20 protein-coding genes are annotated in these 17,368 nt (G+C 69.7%); 8 read left to right on the top strand and 12 right to left on the bottom strand.

The annotated features are described in order from the left end of the window. Window positions 1-148 precede the first annotated feature (148 nt). Genes VF557_14090 through VF557_14080 form a run of 3 tightly spaced genes read left to right on the top strand, consistent with a single transcriptional unit; the run spans window position 149 to window position 1,694 of the window. Window positions 149-997, top strand: coding sequence for a hypothetical protein (locus VF557_14090; GenBank protein ID HEX8081336.1), 849 nt, complete (start codon window positions 149-151; stop codon window positions 995-997). A gap of 8 nt (window positions 998-1,005) precedes the next feature. Continuing rightward, window positions 1,006-1,386, top strand: a complete 381-nt coding sequence (locus VF557_14085; GenBank protein ID HEX8081335.1) for an RNase A-like domain-containing protein — start codon at window positions 1,006-1,008, stop codon at window positions 1,384-1,386. Continuing rightward, window positions 1,383-1,694 carry a contact-dependent growth inhibition system immunity protein gene (locus VF557_14080; protein ID HEX8081334.1) on the top strand — a complete coding sequence of 104 codons (312 nt, stop codon included), beginning with the start codon at window positions 1,383-1,385 and terminating at the stop codon, window positions 1,692-1,694. The genes VF557_14085 and VF557_14080 overlap by 4 nt, the downstream gene beginning before the upstream one ends. A gap of 8 nt (window positions 1,695-1,702) precedes the next feature. On the opposite strand, the gene VF557_14075 is transcribed toward VF557_14080, so the two are convergent. The 7 genes from VF557_14075 to VF557_14045 all read right to left on the bottom strand — a co-directional run bounded on the left by VF557_14075 (window position 1,703) and on the right by VF557_14045 (window position 6,131). After that, complete coding sequence (locus VF557_14075; protein HEX8081333.1) at window positions 1,703-2,068, bottom strand: hypothetical protein; 366 nt, start codon at window positions 2,066-2,068, stop codon at window positions 1,703-1,705. Window positions 2,069-2,132: 64 nt separating this feature from the next. After that, a complete protein-coding gene (locus VF557_14070; GenBank protein ID HEX8081332.1) occupies window positions 2,133-2,816 on the bottom strand; it encodes an RNA methyltransferase in 684 nt (227 codons plus the stop codon). Between the two features lie 12 nt (window positions 2,817-2,828). Further along, window positions 2,829-3,368: an orotate phosphoribosyltransferase gene (locus VF557_14065; GenBank protein ID HEX8081331.1), complete on the bottom strand. Its 540-nt coding sequence runs from the start codon at window positions 3,366-3,368 to the stop codon at window positions 2,829-2,831. Window positions 3,369-3,377: 9 nt separating this feature from the next. Beyond that, window positions 3,378-4,163, bottom strand: a complete 786-nt coding sequence (locus VF557_14060) for an SDR family NAD(P)-dependent oxidoreductase (protein HEX8081330.1) — start codon at window positions 4,161-4,163, stop codon at window positions 3,378-3,380. Next, window positions 4,160-4,888, bottom strand: coding sequence for a hypothetical protein (locus VF557_14055; GenBank protein HEX8081329.1), 729 nt, complete (start codon window positions 4,886-4,888; stop codon window positions 4,160-4,162). Before VF557_14055 ends, VF557_14060 begins: the two co-directional genes overlap by 4 nt. A 22-nt stretch (window positions 4,889-4,910) precedes the next feature. After that, entirely contained in the window at window positions 4,911-5,273 is a 363-nt protein-coding gene (locus VF557_14050) for a DUF2752 domain-containing protein (GenBank protein HEX8081328.1), read from the bottom strand. Between the two features lie 66 nt (window positions 5,274-5,339). Beyond that, window positions 5,340-6,131, bottom strand: a complete 792-nt coding sequence (locus VF557_14045) for an RDD family protein (protein ID HEX8081327.1) — start codon at window positions 6,129-6,131, stop codon at window positions 5,340-5,342. Window positions 6,132-6,279: 148 nt separating this feature from the next. Between VF557_14045 and VF557_14040 the strand changes: the two genes are divergently transcribed. Next, window positions 6,280-6,954 (top strand): hypothetical protein, encoded by a 675-nt coding sequence (locus VF557_14040; GenBank protein HEX8081326.1) that lies wholly within the window; start codon window positions 6,280-6,282, stop codon window positions 6,952-6,954. Window positions 6,955-7,042: 88 nt separating this feature from the next. Here the strand turns inward: VF557_14040 and clpB are convergent, their stop codons facing one another. Next, a complete protein-coding gene (gene clpB / locus VF557_14035) occupies window positions 7,043-9,637 on the bottom strand; it encodes an ATP-dependent chaperone ClpB (protein ID HEX8081325.1) in 2,595 nt (864 codons plus the stop codon). Between the two features lie 248 nt (window positions 9,638-9,885). On the opposite strand from clpB, the gene VF557_14030 reads away from it, so the two are divergent. Continuing rightward, a complete protein-coding gene (locus tag VF557_14030; GenBank protein HEX8081324.1) occupies window positions 9,886-10,407 on the top strand; it encodes an RNA polymerase sigma factor in 522 nt (173 codons plus the stop codon). Window positions 10,408-10,559: 152 nt separating this feature from the next. After that, window positions 10,560-11,333, top strand: a complete 774-nt coding sequence (locus tag VF557_14025; protein HEX8081323.1) for a hypothetical protein — start codon at window positions 10,560-10,562, stop codon at window positions 11,331-11,333. 36 nt (window positions 11,334-11,369) lie between these two features. Here VF557_14025 and VF557_14020 read toward each other — a convergent pair whose 3' ends face one another. The 4 genes from VF557_14020 to dnaK form a co-directional block, all read right to left on the bottom strand. After that, a complete protein-coding gene (locus VF557_14020) occupies window positions 11,370-11,810 on the bottom strand; it encodes a helix-turn-helix transcriptional regulator (GenBank protein ID HEX8081322.1) in 441 nt (146 codons plus the stop codon). Then, a complete protein-coding gene (locus VF557_14015) occupies window positions 11,807-12,796 on the bottom strand; it encodes a DnaJ C-terminal domain-containing protein (GenBank protein ID HEX8081321.1) in 990 nt (329 codons plus the stop codon). Before VF557_14015 ends, VF557_14020 begins: the two co-directional genes overlap by 4 nt. A 70-nt stretch (window positions 12,797-12,866) precedes the next feature. After that, window positions 12,867-13,505, bottom strand: coding sequence for a nucleotide exchange factor GrpE (gene grpE, locus VF557_14010; GenBank protein ID HEX8081320.1), 639 nt, complete (start codon window positions 13,503-13,505; stop codon window positions 12,867-12,869). Window positions 13,506-13,553: 48 nt separating this feature from the next. After that, complete coding sequence (gene dnaK / locus VF557_14005; protein ID HEX8081319.1) at window positions 13,554-15,407, bottom strand: molecular chaperone DnaK; 1,854 nt, start codon at window positions 15,405-15,407, stop codon at window positions 13,554-13,556. Between the two features lie 282 nt (window positions 15,408-15,689). Here dnaK and VF557_14000 point away from each other — a divergent pair, with 282 nt between their 5' ends. Then, window positions 15,690-16,985: an RNase A-like domain-containing protein gene (locus tag VF557_14000; GenBank protein HEX8081318.1), complete on the top strand. Its 1,296-nt coding sequence runs from the start codon at window positions 15,690-15,692 to the stop codon at window positions 16,983-16,985. Next, complete coding sequence (locus tag VF557_13995; GenBank protein ID HEX8081317.1) at window positions 16,982-17,293, top strand: contact-dependent growth inhibition system immunity protein; 312 nt, start codon at window positions 16,982-16,984, stop codon at window positions 17,291-17,293. Before VF557_14000 ends, VF557_13995 begins: the two co-directional genes overlap by 4 nt. Window positions 17,294-17,368 lie beyond the last annotated feature (75 nt).

Raw genomic sequence — 17,368 nt, 5'->3', positions numbered from 1 at the left:
TAGCGCCGGATAACTCCGGCGCCGCTTCGCTGAAGTGGCTTAACGTGCCGCGTCATGCGAACTACCCCCAGGCACGGCGATGGCGCTTGACCGCTTCGAGTTACCAGCGTCGGGCCTACCCGCGGCGCAGCTCTGCTTGGCGCATCGAGTGCCTGCCGGCGATCCGGTGCGGCTCCGGGCGGCTGCCCGCCGGTCGGGCGCCTTCGCCGCTGAGCTGCGACAGAGCGCGGACGTGCTGCTGTCCGGCGCCGAGTCGAGCCTGTGGCGCGGCCCGGCGCATCGGGCGCTGGTCGAGCAGTTGCGCTCCCACGCGCCCCAGCTGACAGCCACCGCCGACCGGTACTCCGGCTATGCCGAGGCGCTGATCCACTATGCCGTCGCCCTGGACGAGACCGCGGCGCCGCTCGAAGCCGCGCGCCGTCAACTGCGGCAGGGCTGCGACGAGCTTGCCAGCCGGCAGCACTACGCGTCGCTGCAGCCGATAGCCGCGGTGCCTGTCAGCCAGCAGCCAGCGGGGCAGGACCCGGGTGCTGACCTGCTGCCCATCGCGCGAGCGTTCAAGGCCGGTTATGACCGCTGGGCCGACGCGCTGGATCGCTGCGTGCGGGCATTGCTGCGCGCTGACGAGGATGACCCCACCCGGGATCGGCACGGGCTCCGGGCGTTGGCTCATCAGCTGGGCAATGCCGCGGCGGCAGCCTTGAGCCCGTTCGAGCGGGCCATGACGCACCCGACCCTGCGCAACATCTCGGCCTGCCTCGGCGAGCTCAACCTCGGGCTGTCGGTGCTGGGGCTGGGCCTGCTGTTCATCTGCCCAGCAGCCGGCGCGGCCTGTTGGCCGCCGCCACGGTGCTGGCCGTCGCTCAGCTGGCGGTGGACAGCACCCGCCGGGCCCAGGGCGAACCGGTCAGCAACGCCAGCCTGGGTCTGGGACTGGCCGCGGCAATCCCGCTCGGTGGCAACGCCTTCCGCACCCTGCGGGCGGCCGATGATGTAGTACATCTGGTGCCGGGCGGCGGTCTGGCCGCTCACGAAGCCGCCGGGGGCCATACCTTGGCCAAGCACGTCGGCAAGTCCGAGGAGTTCCTGCGCACCCGGCTCGCAACCGAGCCGAACATCAGGGGTGCCTCCACCTTTTACGACCGGCAGGTGGCGGAGAATTCGATTTCCGGCCTGCTGAGGGCGCAGCAGCGGACGGTGGATCGCTGGCGTGCTGGCCACAGGGATGTGCTTATGCTCGAAGATAGGCTCCCCGTCCCTGCCGGCACCCTGATGCCTCGTGGATATACGGACTCCCACGCCGTCCACGGTATTAAGATCGTTCTTCGACGGAATGCGGAGATCGGAAGCGGCTATCTACTAATTACTGCGATGGTGATCGAATGAACGATCTGAAAGCGTTGCACTACCTCGTGGCTGCCTACCTTCATGAAGATTTCGCTGATCTTTACGGCAGCGCTTGGGGTGCCGTGGACCAGTACGCACGAGACGAGCCCGAGTATGCGCCGCAGCTTCGCCGGGAGATAACCGAACTGCTCAGCACTTGCGAGTCGGAGTCAGCCCTGGAAGGCGCGCTCGTCGATTTGGGCCTCGACTATCTGCCCACCGGGGATGGCTGGGCCAGCCACCGGACCTGGTTGCTTGCCGTGGCCGACCGGGTGGAGGAGATCCTGCGTAGTTCGCCGGCCGCCTGATCAAAGACTCAGTCCGGCAACCGGAAGTGCGGGTTTCGGATGAACCCGACGACGTTGCCGGTCGCGGTCAGCACCGAGCCGGTGACGATGCCCTCGCCCACCTCAGTGGCCGCCGTGTGCTCGACGGCGCCCACCCCGATGGCCGCGTCCATCGCTTCCTGCACCGACTCGACCCCCCAATAGGTCAGCGCGCCGTCGGCGGGACTCGCCTCGGGCAGCAGCCCCAGCTCGTAGCCGGCCACCTCGAAGCCGACGTAGAACGGCTGGTCGAAGTACGGTTCGTAGCCGAGCAGGGTGGTCCACCAGAGTGTGGCGGCGGCCAGATCGGCAACGGGATAGATCACAGTGCGCAGGCCTTGCAACTGGAGAGCCATGCCAGAACCATCCCACGACCGCCGGCCCGGTGACACCCGGTCGTGCTGACAGCCCGAGGCCACGTCAGCTGTTGCCGGGGACGGCGTGCTGCCGGATCCAGGCGTGCATCGCGATTCCGGCCGCGACCCCGGCGTTGATCGACCGGGTCGAGCCGAACTGGGCGATCGACAGCGTCATCGCGGCGCTGGCCTGCGCCTGCGCGGTGAGCCCCGGGCCTTCCTGACCGAACAGGAACAGCGCGTTGCGAGGCAGCTCAGCAGTCTCGATCGGGGTCGCGCCCGGGGTGTTGTCGATGGCCACTATCGGGCAGCCGCGCTCGGCCGCCCAGCCCGTCAGGTCGGCGATCGTCGGAAGGTGCCGCAGGTGCTGGTAGCGATCGGTCACCATCGCGCCGCGCCGGTTCCAGCGCTTGCGCCCGACGATCAGCACCTCGCGTGCCAGAAAGGCATTCGCCGTCCGGACGACGGTGCCGATGTTGGCGTCGTGCTGCCAGTTCTCGATCGCCACCACGAACTCGTGCCGTCGGGTGTCGAGGTCGGCGACGATCGCCGGGACGCTCCAGTAGCGGTACCGGTCGCTGACGTTGCGGTGGTCACCCCGCTCCAGCAGCTCCGGGTCATAGCGCGCTCCGGTCGGCCACGGGTGCGGATGCGGTCCGACGCCGACCACCAGGTCGGGAGTGGCGTCCTCGGGCTCGGCTTTCTCAAGCACCGGCTCGAACTCGTGCGCGCCGGTCTCGGCTGGCACCGCCCAGCCCCTCTAGGCCAGGCCCAGGTCGGCCAGCGAGTACGCCGCGCGGCACGGCAGACCAGCCGCCTCGATCGTCGGGCCGGCCCCCCGGTCGACGATCAATGCCACCCCCACCACGTCGGCGCCGGCCTCGCGCAGCGCCTGCACCGCGGTCAGCGGGCTGGAACCGGTGGTGGAGACGTCCTCCACCACCAGCACCGGGCGACCGGCCACCGACGGCCCCTCGACGCGTTGCTGCATGCCGTGCTGCTTCTCGGCCTTGCGCACCACGAAGGCGTCTACTTCGCCTGCGCTGGCGTGCATGATCGCGGCGCCGACCGGGTCCGCACCCAGGGTCAGGCCGCCGGCCGCTTCGTAGGACCAGTCCGAGGTGAGCTCGCGCAGCACCCGGCCGACCAGCGGCGCGGCGCGGCGGTGCAGGGTGATCCGGCGAAGGTCGATGTAGTAGTCGGCCTGCTGCCCCGATGACAAGGTCACCCGGCCGTGCACCACGGCCAGTTCCTTGATCAGGGCCAGCAGCTCGTCGCGGTCGCTGCTCGCTGGGCTCATCCGCACACCCTATCGACGGCTCAGCACCCAGCGGACGACGGAGCGGGGCAGCACCCTGACGAGCAACAGCAGAGCCTTGTACCGCTTGCTGGGCACGCTGATCACGCGCCCGGCCCGGGCGTCGGCCAGCCCCTCGGCGACCACCCGGTCGGCGTCCAGCCACAGCCAGGACGGCGTAGCGCTCATATCGGCCTTGGCCCGGGCATGGAACTCGGTGCGGGTGAAGCCGGGGCAGATCGCGGTGATGCTGACGCCGGTGCCCGATAGCAGCAGCGAGATCCCCTCGCTGAACGAGGTGACCCAGGCCTTGCCCGCGGCGTAGGTGGCAGAGGCGCCCCGTGGCACGAAGCCCGCGACCGAGGAGATGTTGATGATCTCGCCGTGGCCGCGGGTGGTCATCGCGCCGACCGCGGCGTGGGTCAGCGCCAGCACCGAGCCGACGTTGAGATCGAGCAACCGTCGCTCGTCGGCCAGCGGGGCCTTGCCGAAGGCGCGGTACAGGCCGATGCCGGCGTTGTTGACCAGGGTGTCGACCGGACGCTCGGCCTGGGCCACCCGGGCCGCCACGGCGGCGCAGCCGTCAGCGGTGCTCAGGTCGGCGGCCAGCACCTCGACCTGCACCGCGAACTGGTCCCGCAGGTCGGCGGCCATGCTCTCGAGCCGGTCGAGAGTCCGGGCAACCAGCACCAGGTCGCGGCCTTCGGCGGCGAACCGGCGGACGAAGGACGCGCCCAGCCCGGCGGTGGCGCCGGTGACCAGGGCGTAGCCCGGTGATGGCCGCGCCAGATCACTCACTCAGCGGCCTGCTTGCGGGACTTGGCCCGCGGCGCCGGCCGCTTCGAACCGTTCGGGCGGCGATCGGGGGCGCGCTTGGCCGCCGGCTTGCTCAGTGACACCGGCTCAGCCGTGGCCGTTCCGGGGCCCTTGGTCGCGGCGCCCTGGGTCCCGCCGCCCGGCCGGCCGGCATCGCCGCGGGATGCGACCGCCGCGGCCCGGCTGCCGAACAGCGTCCGCAGCGGCGACATCGAGCCCGGGCCCCCGACCGGACGGAAGAAGGCGGTGCTGGAGGGGGAGAACAGCAACACGATCGACGCCAGGGACGCCACCCCGGTGAACCCGGACAGCAGCCGGAAGAGCAGGTTGTCGCCGGTGAAGAAGCCGGTCACCCGCAGCACGTCACCGGCCACCAGGAACGCGACGAAGGCATAGAGCCAGCGCGCCCAGTTGCGGCCGTCCCGGATGAACTTGGCGATCAGCAACACCAGGGCGATGTAGATGAGGGTCAACAGCACATTGGAGCGCAACTCGCTGTCGACCCGCTCCACCAGCGTGGCCGCCGACCACTCCGGGTGCAGCTCCGCGGCGTTGCGCCGAAGCTCGTCCTTGGCGCCGAACAACGCGAATGCCGAGGCCAGCGCCAGCAAGCACCGCAGCACGATCGCACCCAGCGCCAGGTCGACGTTCCGCGGCCGGGCACGAGTTGCGCCTGGATCGGATTCGGGTGTGGTGTTGGCTTTCATCTGAACGAGCCTACCGGCGGCCTCAGGCCGGCGGCGCCAGCCAGTGGCCCATCGGCAGGTTGCGCAGCACGCCGAACGCCAGCACCAGGGCGACCCCCGCCCAGAACACCGGACGGGGCAGCGCCCGGGCCGTCGGGCGTGGGACGGGCGAGCGCAGCCAGCGCCACCAGAGCAGCGCGAGCAGCGGCAGCGCCGCCACGAACAGCGCGTTGTACTGCAGCGCGGCAGCCGGCTCGGCGTGGAGCAGGGCGTGGCTGGCCCTGGTGCTGCCGCACAGCGGGCACCACAGGCCGGTCATCGCGTGCAGCGGGCACAGCGGGATCCGGCGGGCGCTCGGATCGAAGAACCACAGCGCCGTGGCAGCGGTCAGGGCTGCCCCCGCCATGAGGACGGGGGCGGCCCTGAGCCTGAGTTGCCCGGCGATCATCGCTACCAGCGAGCGGGAGAGCTATCAGGCGCGGACGACGAAGTCACCGGCGGCCTTGTCGTGCCAGCCCTGGTTCCGCTTGGTCCCGTCGAAGAACGGCGAGAAGTAACCCACCAGGCACAGCAGGCCGGTGAGTGCCTGAACCAGGTAGCGCAACAGTCCCCGACCGAGGCCGATGGCTCCTCCGTTGGTGGCGTCGACGACCTTGATGTTGAGCAGCCGCATGCCGACCGTCTGCTGGTTGACGCCGATCAGGTAGCCGAAGTATCCGAAGCCGATGATCAGCTGAAGCAGGGTGCTCAGGGTCTGATTGAACAGAAGGTCGACGATGACACTGACCACCGCCAGGATGATGACGTCGATGACGAAGGCGCCGAACCTGGTGCCCATGCTGGCAATCGCGCCCGCGCCCGCTACGGCGCCCGGCTGGTTGTAGCCCGGGGCCGGCGGGTAGTAACCGGGCTGCTGGACGTAGCCCTGCGGCTGGCCGTAACCCGGCTGGCCAGAACCCGGCTGGCCATAGCCCGGCTGCTGACCGTAACCCGGCTGGTCGTAGCCGGGCTGCGGCTGGCCGTATCCAGGCTGCCCGCCGGTCGGCTGGGCCCACGGGTCAGACTGACCCGGCTGGGGCTGGCCGTAACCGGGCTGCGGCTGGCCATAACCCGGCTGCCCGCCGGACGGCTGGCCCTCGGTCGGCTGAGCCCACGGGTCATGCTGGCCCGGCTGTTGGCCGCCGGCCGGCTGAGCCCATGGATCGGGCTGGGCCGGCTGCCCGTCACCCGACTCGTCATTGGGACCCTTGCCCCACTGCGTCATGGCTTTCCCCTCGCGTTGAAGTTGGTTACGCCGAGGAAAACCGCTGGCTCATCGACGCGTCCCATCCGCCTGCTGCCCCCAAAACCTATCGCCAAAATCGTCAACCCGGCACCCGCATCGCCCATAACGGCGACTAGCGTTGACAACCATGATGGCCGCTGATGGAAAAAAAGCGCGCCGCGACGCCCGCGAGCTGGCCGTCACCCGGCCGGCCGACCCCTACCGCGGCGCGCTGACCGACCCGTACACCGGCCAGGTGGCGCCAGCGGCCTCCACCGCCGGGCAACTCGCGCCTGCCGGGGCCGTCGCGCCGCCAACCCGGCCCGGTCAAGCGACCCGAGCGGTCGATCCCAGGCCGGGCACTTCCGTCGACTACCACCCGCTGCCTGCCGGCAACCGCGCCCCCGGGCCGGCGGTCATGGCCGGCATCATCGCGATCAGCCTGGGCGCGGCGCTGGGCCTGTTCGGCCTGCTGCTGCTGGCCATCATCAGCCTGCAGGACGAGTACGGCGCGCCGGACCGCTCGTTCTACCGGGGCAGCGACTCGAGCTACCTGCTGCTGGCGTTGCTCAACTTCGCCCTGGGCGCCTGCCTGGCGGTCGGCGGTATCGCGCTGCTGACCGGCCGGCTGGTCGGCCGGCTGGCGATCACCATCGCGGGTTGGACGATGATCGCCCTGTGCGGGTTCTGGTGGTTGCAGGCCGCGGTCAACAGCTGGGTGCCACTGGTGATCGCGCTGCTGAGCCTGATCATGCTGGCCCTGAGCTACCAGGCAAGCGTCACCCGGTGGCTGGGCGTGCTGCCCGCCGCCCAGCCCGAGTGAGCGCTACCGGAGCTGCCGCGGTGAGCCGGCGCCTGCCGCGGTGAGCCGAAGCCGGCCGCGGTGAGCCGGCGCCGGCCGAGCGCCGCCGTCAGCCGACGGCGACCTCGGCCATCGAAGCGGCGGTGACCGTCAGGGCCGACCGATCCTCGGTGACGTCGATGCGCACCTGGTCGCCGTCGGTGATCTCGCCGGCGATCAGCGCCTTGGCCAGCCGGTCCCCGATCGCGGTCTGGATCAGCCGGCGCAGCGGCCGGGCCCCGTACAGCGGGTCGAAGCCGTTGATCGCCAGCCACTCCCGGGCGGCGTCGCTGACCTGCAGCACCAGCCGGCGGCCGGCCAGCCGGTTCTGCAGCAGGCCCAGTTGCACGTCGACGATGCCGGCCAGCTCGGCGGTGGTCAGCGGGTCGAACACCACGATGTCATCCAGGCGGTTCAGGAACTCCGGCTTGAAGTGCGAGCGGACGGCATCCATCACCGCGTCCTTCTTCAGGGCGTCGTCCAGCTCCGAGACCAGGATGTGGGATCCCAGGTTCGAGGTCAGCACCAGGATGGCGTTGCGGAAGTCCACCGTCCGGCCCTGGCCGTCGGTCAGCCGGCCGTCGTCGAGCACCTGCAGCAGGATGTCGAAGACGTCCGAGTGGGCCTTCTCGACCTCGTCGAACAGCACCACCGAGTACGGCCGGCGGCGCACCGCCTCGGTCAGCTGGCCGCCCTCGTCGTAGCCGACGTAACCAGGCGGCGCGCCGACCAGCCGGGCCACCGAGTGCTTCTCGGAGTACTCGCTCATGTCGATGCGGACCATCGCCCGCTCGTCATCGAACAGGAACGCGGCCAGCGCCTTGGCCAGCTCGGTCTTGCCGACACCGGTCGGGCCCAGGAACAGGAACGAGCCGGTGGGCCGGTTCGGGTCGCTGATGCCGGCCCGGGCCCGGCGAACCGCGTCCGAGACCGCCTGCACGGCCTGCTTCTGGCCTTTCACCCGCAGGGCCAGGGCCTCCTCCATCCGCAGCAGCTTGGCGGTCTCGCCCTCCATCAACCGGCCGGCCGGAATGCCGGTCCAGGCGCTGACCACCTCGGCGATGTCGTCGGCGGTGACCTCTTCCTTGACCATCACGTCGGCCGGTTGCTCGGCGGCGGCCGCCTCGGCCAGCTCCTTCTCGGTCTGCGGTATCTCGCCGTACATCAGCCGGGACGCGGCCTCGAAATCGCCCTCGCGCTGGGCCCGATCGGCCTGGGTGCGCAGCTCGTCCAGCTTCTCCTTCAGCTCACCGACCCGGTTCAGCCCGGACTTCTCGCGCTCCCAGCGGGCGTTCAGCGCCTCCAGGGACTCGGTCCGGTCAGCCAGTTCGGCGCGCAGCACCTCCAACCGGGCCACCGAAGCGGGGTCGGTCTCCTTGGACAGCGCCAGCTCCTCCATCTTCAGCCGGTCGACCGAGCGCTGCAGCTCGTCGATCTCGACCGGCCGCGAGTCGATCTCCATCCGGAGCCGGGACGCGGCCTCGTCGATCAGGTCGATGGCCTTGTCGGGCAGGAACCGCGAGGTGATGTAACGGTCGGACAGGGTCGCCGCGGCCACCAGGGCGCCGTCGGAGATCTGCACCTTGTGGTGCGCCTCGTACCGGCCGGCCAGACCGCGCAGGATGCCGATGGTGTCCTCGACGGACGGCTCCCCCACCAGCACCTGCTGGAACCGGCGCTCCAGGGCCGGGTCCTTCTCGATGTGCTCGCGGAACTCGTCCAGGGTGGTCGCGCCGACCATGTGCAGCTCGCCGCGGGCCAGCATCGGCTTGAGCATGTTGCCGGCGTCCATCGCGCCCTCGCCGGTGGCGCCTGCCCCGACGACGGTGTGCAGCTCGTCGATGAAGGTGAGGATCTGGCCGGCCGAGTCCTTGATCTCGGTCAGCACCGCCTTCAACCGCTCCTCGAACTCGCCGCGATACTTGGCGCCGGCGACCATCGCGCCCAGGTCCAGCGAGACCAGCCGCTTGCCCTGCAAGGACTCCGGCACGTCGCCGGCGACGACCCGCTGGGCCAACCCCTCGACCACGGCGGTCTTGCCGACGCCGGGCTCGCCGATCAGCACCGGGTTGTTCTTGGTACGCCGGGACAGCACCTGAATGACCCGGCGGATCTCGGCGTCACGCCCGATCACCGGGTCGAGCTTTCCTTCGCGGGCGGCGGCGGTCAGGTCCACGCCGTACTTCTCCAGCGCCTGGTAGGTGCCTTCGGGGTCCGGGCTGGTGACCCGGGTGGAGCCGCGCACCTGGGTCAGCGCGGCCCGCAGCGCGGCGGGGGTGGCGCCGAGCCGGCTGAGCGTGCTGGCGACCTCGGAGGGCACCTCGGCCAGCGCGAGCAGCAGGTGCTCACCCGAGACGTACTCATCGGTTGCGTCCTTGGCGATCCGCTCGGCGGCGCCCAGCACGTTGAGCAGGTTGCGCGAGGTCTGCGGGGCCGACACCGTCGAACCGGCGGCGGCGGGAAGAGCCCTCAGCAGGGAGTCGATCTCGCGGATCAGGTTCACCGGGTCCACGCCGACCGCCTGCACCATCGGACGCGCCAGGCCCTGCTCGTCGCTGAGCAGGGCGGCCGCGAGGTGGGCCGGCTCTACGGCGGGGTTGCCCTTGTCGGCAGCGGTCCGGACGGCCGCGGAAACGGCCTGCTGGCTACGAGTGGTCAGGTCCATAGCTGTTTCTACCTCTTGTGCGTACTCGACTGGTTGTTCAGGACGTGGCCAGGCGGCGCCTGGCCGGCCTCTGCTGCATTAAACGCTCGAGAAGTTGAGCCTGTTCCGCTCAACTTTATCGTATGGACGGCATTCTCGTGGCTGGCAGGTCACAATCCACCCAGCGGCTACCTGCGCCGGGGAATGCTGGCCTGATCTGATCCAGCGTTCGACCCAACCGAACATGCCACAGCCGGGTAGAGGTGGGTATGCACGTTCTGCCAGAACCGTCGCCGGTGGGTGACCCGGCCAGCCCGGTGTCGGCCGAGCAGGACTTCGACGCCTGGGTCAGGCCGCATTGGGTGGCCATGTCGGCGCTCGCCCGCCGGTTGTCGGGCCTTCCCGACTGGGAGGACGTGCTGCAGGAATCGCTGAGCGCAGCCTGGCGCAAGCGTGCCCAGTTCGACCCGCACCGCGGAACGCCTCGCAACTGGCTGCTCGCGATCACCGCTGATCAGGCGCACAAGAACCGCCGGCGGCCGCAGGCGGTAGCACTGGAGGGTGTCGAGCATGCCACTGCGGGCAGCGACGCGGCGCTCCACCTTGACCTGGAGCGGGTGATCGCCCTGCTTGCGCCGCGGCAGCGACTGGCCGTCACGCTGCGGTACTTCCTCGGCCTGCCGGTGGCGGACGTCGCCACGGTGATGGGCTGTGCCGAGGGCACCGCGAAATCAACGCTTGCCGACGCGCGCGGTCGGATCCGCGCGCTACTCGGAGAGGATTACCGATGAGCCTGGACCCTGATCCCATCGACCAGCTGTTGGACCGGCACGGTAAGCAGTGGCTCACCACGTTCGGGCCACCACCGCTGGAAGGCATGCTGGCCGTAGCTACCACTCAGACGCACCACCGCACCCGCTGGCTGTGGCCGTCGGCCGCCGCCGTGGCGCTGCTGGTGATTCCGCTGCTGACCGTGGTGGGGATCTCCGGCTCGCACCAGTCAGCCCGCCCAGCCGGCTTTCTGGCCGATGTCGAATGGAGCGGCGCCGTGCTGCAGATCGACCCCAGGAAGCTGACCATCGCCGTCGACATCAACACGATCGCGGGCTCCTACTGCTTCGACTCCGGGCTGCCCGATCTGCGCCCGGTGGTATCGGAAACCGCGACGAAGGTATCCATCCGAGCCCGTGCCTTCCGACCGAGCAACCCCTCGCCGACGCAGAGCGTGCCGGCTGGGGCCGTTCTTGCTTGCTCGGGCCGCGGCTACCGGCCGGTGACGGTGACGGTGCAGCTCGAGCAGCCGCTCGGCACGCGATCCCTTCTCGACGCCAAGACCGGCACCCGGCATCCGGTGTTCGAAGCGGGAACGCTGCCGACGCCGTCCTGGCTGCCAGCCGGCTACGTCGACCGGATCATCCGGTGGCAGGACGACAGCCCGCAAGGAGGGGTGATGCAGGAATACGACGGCCCCGATGGCCTGCTCCGGGTGGGGCGCGGTCCCGAATCTCCGACCACGTCGAGTGACAAGGTGCTCACCACCGCAAAGGTGCTCGGACATCCGGCAAAGGTGTTCACGTACAACGCCGCGCCCAATGTGATATGCGTGGTTTGGAACGACTCCGAATATTGGTGGTCGATCTGCTCCGTAGGGGCCAATCCGCCGCGGGCCTCGCTCAGCGCCAAGGAATTGCTGCGGATCGCGAACAGCATGCGCTAGCGGACGCGGCGGCCGAATCTCGACCCGAGGGATCGGTCAGCTTCGCGGCCGCCAGACCACCAGCTCGCCGGACGGCTTGCTGAACGGCCGGCCCATCGGGACCGAGACGATGTCACCGGCCGGTCCGGCCGCGAACAGTCGCCGGGCGCCCAGCTTGGGCTGCATCCTGCTGGAGCGACGGCGGTCCTCCTCCACCTCGGCGAGCCGGGCCCGCAACGCGTGCACCTCGTTCTCAAGCTCGAGGATGCGCTTGATGCCGGCCAGGTTGACGCCCTCCTCCTGCGAGAGCCGCTGCACCTCGCGAAGCTGCGCGATGTCGCGCGGGGAGTACCGGCGGCCACGGCCGGGGGTCCGGTGCGGTGACACCAGGCCCAGCCGGTCGTACTGGCGCAGCGTCTGCGGGTGCATCCCGGCCAGCTCCGCCGCCACCGAGATCACGAAGACGGCGGCTGACTCGGCGAATCGTGGCACGCTCATGACGACCTCGCTTGCTCCAGCAATCCGGCTCGAGGGTCATCGCCGGCGGTGGCCGCGGCGTAGGCCTCCACGGCCTCCCGGGCGGCGCCGTCCAGCTTCTGCGGAACCGCGACCGACACGTTCACCAGCAGGTCGCCCGCCGAGCCGTCCTTGCGCGCGACGCCCTTGCCTTTGACCCGCAGCACCCGGCCGGACGGGGTGCCGGGCGGCAGCTTCAGGGTGACCGTCGAGCCGTCGAAGGTCGGCACCGCGATCTGGGCTCCGAGAGCGGCCTCGGCGAAGGTGACCGGAACCGTCACGGTGAGGTCGTCACCGGACCGGCCGAACAGCGGATGCGGTTGCACGGCCACGGTCAGGATCAGGTCGCCGTTGCCGGCCGGCCCGGGATTGCCCTTGCCCCGCAACCGGATCTTCTGGCCGTCCTTCACCCCGGCGGGCACCCGGGTGGTGATGGTGGAGCCGTCACCGCGCCGCAGGCTCACCGTGTCGCCCTCGACGGCCTGCCGGAAGCTCAGCGTGGTGGTGGCCTCGACGTCGGCGCCGGTACGCGGCGGCGCCTGCCCGAAACCACCCGCGCCGCCGCCTCCGGTGAACATCCCCGACAGCAGATCCTCGACGCTGATGTTCGCGCCCTGGTTGCCGAAGCCGCCACCCGGCTGGCGCCCGGACTGGCGGCTGAAGAAACCGGAGAACACGTCGTCGGAGAAGCCACCGGTGGGCCCGCTGCCGGCAGTGAACCGGGCCCGGCCGTGCGCCATCGCCCGCACCGCGTCGTACTCCTTGCGCTGGCCGGGGTCCGACAGCACCGAGTAGGCCTCGCTGATCTCCTTGAACCGCTGCTCGGCCTTGACGTCGCCGGGGTTCTTGTCCGGGTGCAGATCCTTGGCCAGCTTGCGGTAGGCCTTCTTGATGTCGGCATCCGTCGCGTCAGAGGCGACGCCGAGGGACTTGTAGAAGTCCCTGTCGAACCAGTCCTGGCTTGCCATGACGTCATGCCTCCTTCACTGCTCTTGCCTGTGTTGCTCCAGTGGTGCTGGTACTACCGATCGGCGACCGCTAGGCGGGATCGGCGACCGAGACCCTGGCCGGGCGCACCACCCGGTCACCGATCCGGTACCCCGGCTGCAGCACGCCCACCACGGTGGTCACTTCGGTGCCCTCGGCGAGCTCCTCGTCGACGTGCATCAGCGCATCGTGCACCGCCGGGTCGAAAGCCACGCCGGGCTCGCCGAAGCGCTCGACCCCGTACTTGGCCAGCGTCGTCTCCAGCTTGTCGGCGATGCTGGCCAGCGGGCCGGCCTCCAGGTCACCGTGCTGGCGGGCCAGGTGGATGTCATCGAGCACCGGCAGCAGCGACTCGATCACCGAGGCCACCGCCAGGTCCCGGGTCATCGTCCGGTCCCGGTCTACCCGCTTGCGGTAGTTGGCGTACTCGGCCTGCAGGCGTTGCAGGTCTGCCAGCCGCTCGGCGGCCAGCAGCTCGTGGGGGTCCGGCGCCTGCGCGGCAGCCGGGTCGGCGCCGCCGGTTTCGGCCGTCGCCGCCTCGCCGGCCGGCGGGGGGTCCGCCCCGCCGGCCGGCGGCTTGGCCGAACCGTCCGGACTGATCTTTCGCTTGTCGGCGAAGGTGAAGCCCGGTGCTGCCTTCTCGGGGCCAGCACCGGTCTCCTCCTCGGGCGCCGGACTTGACTGCGTCATGTCGGGCTCCTGCTCCGCGGCAGCCGGATCTTTCTGATTCATCGCCGGTTACCGCTGCTCGTCGATGACCTCGGCGTCGACCACGTCATCGTCGGCGCCCTCGGCGGCCGGCCCGCTGCCGTTGGGGCTGGCCCCGTCGGCCGAGGGGGTCGACTGCTGGGCCGCGTAGACCGCGGTCGCCGCCTTGCCGCTGACCTCGTTGAGCGCGGTGGTCTTGGCCTGGATCGTGTCGTTGCTGGCGTTGGCGTCGGCCAGGGTGGTCTTCAGCTCGGCCAGCGCGGTCTCGAGCTCGGTCTTGGACTCGGCCGGGATCTTCTCGCCCGAGTCGGCGATGAACTTCTCGGTCTGGTAGACCAGCTGCTCGCCGGAGTTGCGGATCTCGGTCGCCTCGCGGCGTGCCTTGTCCTCGGCGGCGTGCACCTCGGCGTCCTTCATCATCCGGTCGATCTCGTCCTTGGACAGGCCCGAGCCGCCGGTGATGGTCATGCCCTGCTGGTTGCCCGAGGCCAGGTCCTTGGCCGAGACGTGCACGATGCCGTTGGCGTCGATGTCGAAGGTGACCTCGACCTGCGGAACGCCCCGGGGAGCGGCCGGGATGCCGGTCAGCTCGAAGACGCCCAGCTTCTTGTTGTAGGCCGCGATCTCACGCTCGCCCTGGTACACCTGGATCTGCACGCTGGACTGGTTGTCATCGGCGGTGGTGAAGATCTCCGAGCGCTTGGTCGGGATGGTGGTGTTGCGCTCGATCAGCTTGGTCATGATGCCGCCCTTGACCTCGATGCCCAGCGACAGCGGGGTGACATCGAGCAGCAGGACGTCCTTGACCTCGCCCTTGAGCACGCCGGCCTGCAGGGCGGCGCCGACCGCCACCACCTCGTCGGGGTTGACGCCCTTGTTGGGCTCCTTGCCGCCGGTCAGCTCCTTGACCAGCTCGACGACGGCCGGCATCCGGGTCGAGCCGCCGACCAGGACCACGTGGTCGATCTGGTCCAGCGGGATGCCCGCGTCACGCAGCACGTTCTGGAACGGCACCTTGGTCCGCTCGAGCAGGTCGGAGGTGATCCGCTGGAACTCGGCGCGGGACAGCTGCTCGTCCAGGAACAGCGGATTCTTCTCGGCGTCCACGGTGATGTAGGGCAGGTTGATGGAGGTCTGCTGGCTCGAGGACAGCTCGATCTTGGCCTTCTCGGCCGCCTCGCGCAGGCGCTGCATGGCCATCTTGTCCTTGGTCAGGTCGACGCCGTGCGCGGCCTTGAACTTGTCGACCAGCCAGTTCATGATCTTCTGGTCCCAGTCGTCGCCACCGAGGTGGTTGTCGCCGTTGGTCGCCTTGACCTCGATGACGCCGTCACCGATCTCGAGCAGCGAGACGTCGAAGGTGCCGCCGCCGAGGTCGAAGACCAGGATGGTCTGCTCCTTCTCGCCCTTGTCCAGGCCGTAGGCCAGCGCGGCCGCGGTGGGCTCGTTCACGATCCGCAGCACGTTCATGCCGGCGATGGTGCCGGCCTCCTTGGTGGCCTGCCGCTCGGCGTCGTTGAAGTACGCCGGAACGGTGATCACGGCGTCGGTGATGGTCTCGCCCAGGTAGGCCTCGGCGTCACGCTTGAGCTTCTGCAGGACGCGGGCGCTGATCTCCTGAGCGGTGTACTTCTTGGCGTCGATGTCCACCGACCAGTCGGTGCCCATGTGGCGCTTGACCGACCGGATGGTGCGGTCGACGTTGGTGACGGCCTGGCGCTTGGCTACCTCGCCCACCAGCACCTCGCCGTTCTTGGCGAAGGCGACGACGGACGGGGTGGTCCGGGAGCCTTCCGCGTTCGCGATGACTTCCGGCTCGCCACCGGTCAGGACGGCGACGACGGAGTTGGTGGTGCCGAGATCGATTCCGACCGCGCGTGCCATGGTGAACTCCTCAGTGAGTGCTTATCTGTCTATGGTCTGTGGTCTGGTCTGTGGTCTGTCAGCCAAGTAACGGCAGCTCCGATGGTGCTACCTGGATCGGCCTTCTGTCAAAAGAACTGAGTCGAGTACGCTCAAGTTCCCTGAAGGGCCGTGGCCTGCGTCACATCTGGCGGGGCGCGAGCGGACTCAGTCGACCGCCGCCGGGTTGTGGATAACTCAGCGCATGGACTCGGCTGGTTGCCTAGCGTCGGCCGGCATGGGGAGCGCGACCGGTAAGCGGTCATGACGGCTAGCCGGTTCGAGCTGCCCGGCGACGGGTTGCTGGCGGCGCGGGCCTGCCTGGACCAGCGGATGCCGGCCGGTGACCCGGTGCGGATCCGCGCCGCCGCCCACCGCTGCGGCCGCACTGCCGCCGACTTGCGCCGCGCCGCCTCGGCGCTGCTGTCCAGCGCTGACACGCCGCTGTGGACCGGCGCCGCTCACCGGGCCTTCGTCGAGCAGCTCCGAGACCGGACCCCCTCCATGTCGGCCACCGCCGACCGCTACGAGCATTACGCCAGCGCGCTGCACGCCTACGCCGGGGCCCTGGACGAGACCGCGCCCTGGCTGCGTGCCGTCCGTCACCGGCTGCGACAGCGCCACGACGAGCTGGCTTCACGCGATGTCACCAGGGTCGATCTTGAGGCCACCGGGCTGTCGGCCAGCCGAGCGGACACCGCCGAACTGCTGCTCCTCGCCCGGAACTTCAAGGCCGGCTACGACCGGTGGGCCGACGCCCTGGACCGCTGCATCCGGGCGCTGTTCGAGGCCGACGAAGCGGACCCGACCCGGGACCGGTCCGGCTGGGCGGCATGGGCGCAGCAGCTGACCGGCGCCGTCGCCCGCCACCTCAGCCCCTACCAGCGGGCCCTGGCCAACCCCACCCTGGCCAACATCTCCGACTGCCTCAGCACCCTCGCCACCGACCTCACCGTGCTGGGCCTGGGCCTGCTGCTCATCTGCCCACCCGCGGCCGGCGCGTGCCTGGCCGTGGCCACCGTGCTGGCCCTGACCCAGCTAGCCGTCGACGCCACCCGCCGGACCCAGGGCGAACAGGTCAGCAACGCCACCCTCGGCCTGCAACTAGCCGCCGCCATTCCTATCGGCGGCAGCGCCGTCCGCGGCTTGCGAGCTGCGGGCAACGTCACCCACCTTGTTCCAGGCGGCGGCCTGGCAGCCCACGAAGGCGTGAACGGCGGCCACACCCTGGCCAAGCATGTCGGCAAGAGTCCCGAGTTCCTGCGCAAGCGGTTAGCCACCGAACCGGAGATCAAAGGCGCATCCACTTTCTACAACCGAGAAGTCGCCGAGAACTCCATCGCCGAAGTTCTAAACGCCCATGACAAGAGAATTCAGAGCTGGCTTGCAGGGCCGAAACGCACGCTTTTGATTTCAAGTCCCACCCCACAGGTATGTGGCTCCGTGCTACTCGCCCCTGCGGCTGATCCCCTAGAATCCTCGGTGATACGGGTTGTGCTCCGGAGATCTGATGCTTTGGGCCTCGGGTACCGGATTCATACTGCGATGGTGATCATGTGACGGAATACGAAGCGTTGGAACAGCTCCTCGGCGGCTATTTGAACGAGGACTGGACCGACGATTATGCCGATCCATGGCAGGCCGTAGACGACTTCGTGCAATCGGAACACAGCGATGCCGTGAACCTGCGTCTCGAGATTACGGACATCATCCGTCAGTACCCGTCCGAGGACGCCTTGGACGCCCAGCTGACGCGGCTCGGCCTCGGGTACCGGATTCAGTTCAATGGCTGGACATCGCATCGGGACTGGCTGCTGGCGGTCGCCGACCGGGTCGAGAAGGTCCTGCGCAAGTCCCCGGCTGCCTGAGGCCCGCTCCCGACACGACAGGGTGCCCGCCCCCGAGCCTGCACTACGCGGTACTGCTGCCCTTAGGACCTGTAC

Source organism: Jatrophihabitans sp. (assembly GCA_036389035.1).
GTDB lineage: Bacteria > Actinomycetota > Actinomycetes > Mycobacteriales > Jatrophihabitantaceae > Jatrophihabitans_A.
This window is presented reverse-complemented; position numbering and strand designations above follow the sequence as displayed.